Source organism: Rhodococcus sp. ENV425, assembly GCF_002887785.1.
GTDB classification, from domain to species: Bacteria; Actinomycetota; Actinomycetes; order Mycobacteriales; family Mycobacteriaceae; genus Rhodococcus; species Rhodococcus aetherivorans.
In genome coordinates this window covers 25172-31888 of record NZ_PCZU01000088.1, presented here as the reverse complement: position 1 = coordinate 31888, position 6717 = coordinate 25172, and the positions used below count along the sequence as shown (strand labels likewise).

The following is a 6717-nucleotide window of genomic DNA, read 5'->3' as shown; positions in this document are numbered from 1 at the left end:
CGCCCCCGCTCGATGCCGTGGGCGCGGACCTGACCCGCCTCGGGATCACCGGGATCACCGACGCCACCCCCGATCTGGCGCCGGGCTCGCTGGCCGCGCTGATCGACGCACACGTCTCCGGCGCGCTGCCGCAGCGAGTGCACCTGCTGGGGGTGCCCCTCGGCGACGAACCCGAGGATCGACCGGCGACCGTGACGACCGGCCCGTACAAGATCGTTCTCGCCGACTCGGGACTGCCCGACTTCGAGGCCCTGGCCGGCACCGTCCGTCGCGCCCACGCCCGCGGCCGGCCGGTGGCGGTGCACTGCGTCAGCCGCGAGGCGCTGCTGTTGCTGCTCGCGGTGTTCGAGGAGGCCGGCACCCGTCCCGGAGACCGGATCGAGCACGGGGCGCTGGTCCCGGCCGAGTCGATCGGCGAGCTGCGTCGTCGCCGGGTGTGCGTGGTGACCCAGCCCGGCTTCCTCGCGCACCGCGGCGACGACTACCTCGAGCGGGTCGATACCCGGGATCTGCCGGACCTGTACCGCTGCCGGTCCCTGCTCGACGGCGGCGTGCCCGTCGCCTTGTCGAGCGACGCCCCGTACGGGCCGCTCGACCCGTGGGCGGTGATCGCGGCCGCGACGAACCGTCGCGCCCCCACCGGCGACGTCGTCGGTCCACAGGAGCGGATCACCGCCGCCGCCGCCCTCGACCGCTACCTGTCCCCCCTCGACGACCCCGGCGCCGAGCCGCGCAGGGTGCGGGTGGGCGCGCCGGCGGATCTGGTGCTGCTCGACCACCCGCTCACCGATGCGCTTGCGGAGCCGACCGCGGAAGCAGTGCGCTGCATCGTGATCCGCGGCGAGATCCGGTATCGCCGCTGAGCCCGGGCCCGGTCGGACGAGGCCCTGCCCGGGCTGCTGCACCCGTTCGCGGGTCACGCCCGCACCACCGTCATGAATACCTGTTCGCTAGTCGAGGAGTGCGTCCGCGCTGCACGACGAGGTCGTCCCGGTGGGTCGCGATCTTCGTCTCCAGCGCGGCGCACCGCCCAGGTGGGCTGCCTCAACGCGCGACCAATGCGCGCACCCGGCGCGCGATGCCGGGCAGGAGCGTCACCACCGCCCCCAGCGCGACCGCGGCGACGACGGCAGTGGCCGTGTCGCCGAACGTGGCGGTGCCGAGCTCGTGGCCGCGCAGGGCATCGGTGGCGTGCGCGACCGGGTTGAGCGTCGCGGCGGCCTGCATCCAACCGGGCATGGTCTCGATCGGGGCGAAGGCGCTCGAGACGAACATCAGCGGCATCATCACCATCATCCCGGCGAACTGCACCACGTCGGGACGGCGGAGTCGGTCACCGATGAGCCCGAACAGGGCACTCATCGCCGCGGCCAGCACGGCGAGAACGACGATCCCGGCCAGGGCGTCGACGACGGTGCCATGGAACTCGAATCCGAGTACGACGGCGGCGACACCGAGGAGCGCGGCCCGGGCGAGCGTGAATGCGGCTTCGTTGAGCGTGCGCGCCACACCGGGCAGCGGCCCCCGCATGGGTAGCGCGGCGAAGCGATCGTGCAGGCCGTTGGTGTGATCGATCGCCGCGGACACCCCCGCGTTGGTGCCGGCCATCACGGTGGAGACTGCCAGCATGGCGGGGGTGAGGAAGTCGATGTAGCTGACCCCGGGAGGGAAGCCGGGTCCGGCCGCCACACTGCGGAACACCTGACTGAACAGGACCAACATCGCCATCGGCATGGTCAGCGAGAACATCAGCAACTGCGGGACGCGGGCACTCGTGCGCAGATTGCGGACCACGAGAGCGGCGAGCTGGTCCGCGGCGGGTGAGCGCCCGGGTCCGGTGGTGAGCATGGCGTTCATCGGGTGGCTCCGTTGTGGGCGAGGTGGGTGAAGACGTCGTCGAGGCTGGGCGAGGTGACATCGAGGTCGCCGATGTCGACGCGGTCCCGGGTGAGCTGGGCGACGAGTTCGGCAGCGGTCATCGCGTCGCCCACGGTGAGTGCGACACGGACCCGGCCGTCCTCGACGGGATTTTCGGCGTCGGGGCGGAACGGCAGGCCGCCGAGCTGGTGCGTGGGGATCGTGGCGGTCACCACCTTGCCGCCGACAATCCGCTTCAGCTCGGCGGGAGTGCCGCGGGCGGCGACCCGCCCCTGGCTGAGCACGACAATGTGGTCGGCAAGCCGGTCGGCCTCTTCGAGGTACTGGGTCGTGAGCACGACGGTGGTGCCGTTGGTGGTGAGTTCGTCGACGACGTCCCACAGCGCGCTGCGGGCGATGGGATCCAGGCCGGTGGTCGGCTCGTCGAGGAACAGTACCGACGGAGATCCGACCAGGCTGGCGGCCAGGTCGACCCGACGTCGTGAACCGCCGGAGAGCTCACCGACCCGCCGCGACGCGAGGTCGTGCAATCCGAGCCGGTCGATCAGGGTGTCGGCCCGAGCCCGTGCCCGACCACGCAGGCCGGCGAGGCGGCCGATCAGTTCCACATTCTCTCGGGTAGTGAGGAACTCGTCGAGGCCGGCGTACTGGCCGGTGACCCCGATCCGGCGGCGGACGTCCATCGCATCGGTGACGACGTCGAGGCCCTCGACCAGCGCCCGGCCGACGGTCGGCCGCACCAGCGTGGTGAGCACGCGAATCAAGGTCGTCTTACCGGCGCCGTTGTGGCCGAGCACGCCGAGCGTCGTGCCCGCCCCCACCTCGAGGTCGAGGCCGTCGAGCGCCCACGTCTTGTCGTAGGCGACATGGAGATCTTCCACAACTACTGCAGGGGTGTTCATCTCACGCCTCCGAACCGGTGCCGGGCACGTGCACCGCCGGCGCGCCGCGATGTCGCCGGCCAGGACGGTGGGGCACCCCAGCAGGGAGGGGCGATGCGTTGGTGTCGTCGACGTCGAGCGCGATGTGGACACGGCTGGTCATCATCTGAGGGTCCTTCCGAGACGCGCTCCCCTGGGTGGGGAACTTGACTCTTCTGACGAGCGACCCGCGATGTGGACGCATCACATCGACAGCGTCTGCTCGAGCGCGGCGCGGCAGGGCCGAACGAAGGGATCGTGGTGGGAGCCCGATCGGCCCACCAGAACCGGCGCATCTCCCGGGGCAGATGCGAACAGCGGAAGGGCCCGGGCCGTCTCCCGCAGGTCGCACAGGTCTTCGACGACCTGACTGCCCGCGCACCCGCGGGCTCGGTGCAGCAGGCCGAGCTGCTCGCCCCGGCCGCCTCGATGTGGAGCTTGACCGGCTACCAGGGGAACTCGGTGTCCCTGGCGCGGACTACCTTGACGAGCGCGGAGCCGACGCCGAATTCGCCTGAGAACCAAACGGGCGGACGGGCGCGCCGGTCAGGCGCCGAGGTCGTGCGCGAGCCGTTGCACCCGCTCGCGCGCCGCGTCCAGGCTCGCCGTGGAGCGCTCGGTCATCGGCGCCAGCGCCGGAATACGGGACGCGAGAGTGTATTCGGCGGTCACGACCGTGACGTCCATGCCCAGTGACGTGCCGAGCACCTGCTGCAGCGGCGGCACGGTGTGGTCGAGGCCCTCGTCCGGATCGCCGGGCCCGTAGGCCAGCCCACGGCTCGAGATCACCACGACGGGCGTGCCCGCGAACGGCTGGTCCGGCGTGTCGAACGGCACGGTGGTGCCGAGCACGTGGACGTGGTCGATCCACGCCTTCAGCGTCGACGGCAGCGACCAGTTGTACATCGGGGCGCCGATCACGACGACGTCGGCGGCGGCGACCTCGGCGATCAGCTCGGTCTGCACCGCCTCGGCCGCAGGATCGACGGCGACGCCGGAAACCCGCAGCCGGGGCGCATAGTGCAGTTCCGCGTCCGCGAGATGCGGGACCGGGTCTCGGTGCAGGTCCCGCTCGACCACGGTGTAGCCGGGTCCGCGGCGGCGCCACGTGTCGGCGAACAGGCGGGTCAGTTCGCGCGTGACGGACGTCTGCCGGTTCGCGGACGAATCGAGCTGCAGCAGCTGGGGCACGTCGGGCTCCTTCGGGTTCGGGTACTGCGCCGGTCGGCTACCGGCTACTGCACGATGCCGGCGGCACGCAGCCCGGCGACCTGCTCGTCGGTGAGGCCGAGTTCGGCGAGCACTGCGTCGGTGTGCTGTCCCAGCGCCGGTACCGCACCCATGCGCATCTCGACATCGGAGAAGGTCATGGGCGGCAGCACCGCCCGCACCGCGCCGGCCTCGGTGCCGACCTCCCGCCAGCGGTCGCGCTCGGCGAGCTGGGGATGCTCGATCAGGTGCTTCATGTCGTTCAGGCGGGCGGCCGGAACACCGGCCGCGGCGAGACGTTTGTCCAGTTCGGCGGTCTCGAAGCGGCGTGTGTTCTCGGCGACGACCGCGTCGGTCTCGGCGCGGTGTTGCACCCGCAGGATGTTCGTCGCGAACTTCGGGTGCCCGGCGAGATCCGGGCGGCCGAACACCTCGGTGACCAGCGCCCGCCAGCCCCGGTCGTTCTGCACGCCGATGAGGATCTTTCCGTCGACGGTCGGGTACGCGTCGTAGGGCGCGATCGACGCGTGGCTCAGCCCCATCCGCTGCACCTGCGTGTCCTGGTACATCTGCAGGTACATCGGGTGGCCGAGCCACTCGACGGTCGCGTCGAACATCGACACGTCGATCGTCGCCCCCGCGCCGGTGCGTTCGCGCCGGAACAGCGCCGCCTGGATCGAGGTGAGCGCGTACATGCCGGCCGCGATGTCGGAGGTCGGGATGCCGGTCTTGGTGGCGGTCTCCGGGGTGCCGGTGATCGAGCACAGCCCGGTCTCGGCCTGGACCAGCATGTCGTAGGCCTTGCGCTCGCGCAGCGGGCCTTCGGTGCCGTAACCGGTCATGTTCACCACGATCAGCTCGGGCCGCTCGCGCCGCAGCTCGTCGGCGCCGAGCCCGAGCCGCGCCGCCGCGCCGGGCGCGAAGTTCTGGATCACCACGTCGGCCTCGCCGACGAGCCGGCGCACCGCGGCGACGCCCTCGGTGGCCTTGAGGTCGACGCAGATCGACTCCTTGCCGCGGTTGAGCCACACGAAATGCGATGCCAGCCCGTGCACGGCGGCGTCGTAGTTGCGGGCGAAGTCGCCCTCCCCGATGCGTTCGACCTTGATGACGCGGGCGCCGAGATCGGCGAGATGGCGGGTCGCGATGGGGGCGGCGACCGCCTGCTCGAGGCTGACGACGGTGATGCCTTCCAGCGGCAGTCCCGCCGATCCCCCGGCTTTCGGCTCGCTGTTCTCGCTCATCGCGTCGGTGCCTTCCTGTCTCCGTATACCGTTGCAGCCACGTCTTCTCCTCGGGCACGTGCGCGCCACCGCCGCACGTCGTCCTCCCCCGCCCCGTGGTCGATCAGCCACGCCCCCGGCCCTCCGGGATGCGCGACGAGGCGTTCGACGATCGGGGAGATCGCCTCGGCCGGGGCGCGGAACAGGTCGGACGGCACCGCCCGGTCGCCGCCCGGGAACGAGCCGCCCACGCGCAGCCCGACGGCCTCCCAGCGACGGAGGAGCAGGGGCATGTTCGTGTCGGTGGCCGCGTAGTCGTCGACGACGGCCTGCGGTTCCACGCCTGCGGCGAGCAGCAGGACGGCGACCGCGAGACCGGTGCGGTCCTTGCCGGCGGTGCAGTGCACGAGGACCGGGCCCGCGGCCCGCGCGACGACCGGCACGAGCCCGGCGAACAGCGGCGCGGCCACGTCGAACACCCGGCCGTAGAGTTCGGCGAGGCCGAGGCCGGTGCGCCCGGCCGGCGCGGCGTCCGCGTGCAGCGACAGGCGATGCACGTGCGTGCCGTCCGGCCAGGTGAAGGCGCGGTGCCCGCGTTCGGCGTCGGATCGCAGGTCCACCACCGTCGTGGGCGGCCGGTCGGAGAGGATGCCGCGCACCACGTCACCGGTGTAGCAGGCGTCGCCCCGATACAGCACGCCGGGCGCGGTGCGACCGCCGTCGGTCAGCGGCAGTCCGCCGAGATCTCGCAGATTCACCGGTCCGGGCACGCGCTGTTGCTCGTCCTGCACTCGCACCTCTCCTCGTCGGTCCGGCACCGCCGGAACACGCGCCGTCACCCCACAGTTCATACCGGGCCGGTGGTACCTGTCCAGCGGGCCGCGGCGGATGCCCTATTCCGGTCGGCCGTCCGCGATCAACGGCCACAGCCCCCGGGACCCGGCGTCGACGGCCGCCGCGGTGAGCACCTCGTCCCAGAACCGCACGGAGCCGAACTCCCTGCGCCACGACAGCAGCCGGTTCGCGTGCCGGTGCAGCTCGTGCTCCATGGTGAAGCCGATCGCGCCGAGGCTCTGGTGGGCGTTGCGCACGACCACCGACGCGGCGTGCCCCGCGCAGGACTTCGCGGCAGCGATCGCGAATCCCGCTTCGTCACTGCCGAATCCGGAATCCTCGGCGATCGTCACGGCTGCCTGCGCGGCGGCACGCGCGAGCGCGCCCTCGGCGGCGATGTCCGATACCAGGTGCTGCACGGCCTGGAACCTGCCCAGGGCACGGCCGAACTGCACACGCGTGGTGGTGTGCTCGACGACCAGGTCGAGCACCCGCTCCATCGCGCCGCTCATCGCGAGAGCCCGGGCGAGCGCCCCCCGGCGCAGGAACTCCTCCGCGGTGCCCGCCGGAACTTCGGCGCCGGACAGCGCGGCGACGTCGACACGGATGTGGTCGCGCGGCTCGGACGCGACGTCGACCGCCTCGGTGACCTC

At 72.1% G+C, this 6717-nt stretch carries 7 protein-coding genes; 1 reads left to right on the top strand and 6 read right to left on the bottom strand.

The window, feature by feature from the left end:
• Window positions 1–863: amidohydrolase family protein (locus CQZ88_RS30590; protein WP_258008491.1), on the top strand; the 863-nt coding region annotated here is incomplete at its 5' end.
• A gap of 181 nt (window positions 864–1044) precedes the next feature.
• Here CQZ88_RS30590 and CQZ88_RS07060 read toward each other — a convergent pair.
• From CQZ88_RS07060 to CQZ88_RS30585, 6 genes are all read right to left on the bottom strand, one after another.
• Complete coding sequence (locus tag CQZ88_RS07060) at window positions 1045–1857, bottom strand: ABC transporter permease (RefSeq protein WP_102799478.1); 813 nt, start codon at window positions 1855–1857, stop codon at window positions 1045–1047.
• Window positions 1854–2780 (bottom strand): ATP-binding cassette domain-containing protein, encoded by a 927-nt coding sequence (locus CQZ88_RS07055; RefSeq protein WP_102799477.1) that lies wholly within the window; start codon window positions 2778–2780, stop codon window positions 1854–1856. The genes CQZ88_RS07060 and CQZ88_RS07055 overlap by 4 nt, the downstream gene beginning before the upstream one ends.
• Before the next feature lie 564 nt (window positions 2781–3344).
• Complete coding sequence (locus CQZ88_RS07050; RefSeq protein WP_102799476.1) at window positions 3345–3989, bottom strand: FMN-dependent NADH-azoreductase; 645 nt, start codon at window positions 3987–3989, stop codon at window positions 3345–3347.
• Window positions 3990–4033: 44 nt separating this feature from the next.
• Entirely contained in the window at window positions 4034–5251 is a 1218-nt protein-coding gene (locus tag CQZ88_RS07045; protein WP_006947372.1) for a CaiB/BaiF CoA-transferase family protein, read from the bottom strand.
• Entirely contained in the window at window positions 5248–6027 is a 780-nt protein-coding gene (locus CQZ88_RS07040; RefSeq protein WP_044476590.1) for a tyrosine-protein phosphatase, read from the bottom strand. The genes CQZ88_RS07045 and CQZ88_RS07040 overlap by 4 nt, the downstream gene beginning before the upstream one ends.
• A 96-nt stretch (window positions 6028–6123) precedes the next feature.
• A partial coding sequence (locus CQZ88_RS30585) for an acyl-CoA dehydrogenase family protein (protein ID WP_258008490.1) occupies window positions 6124–6717 on the bottom strand: 594 nt, incomplete at its 5' end.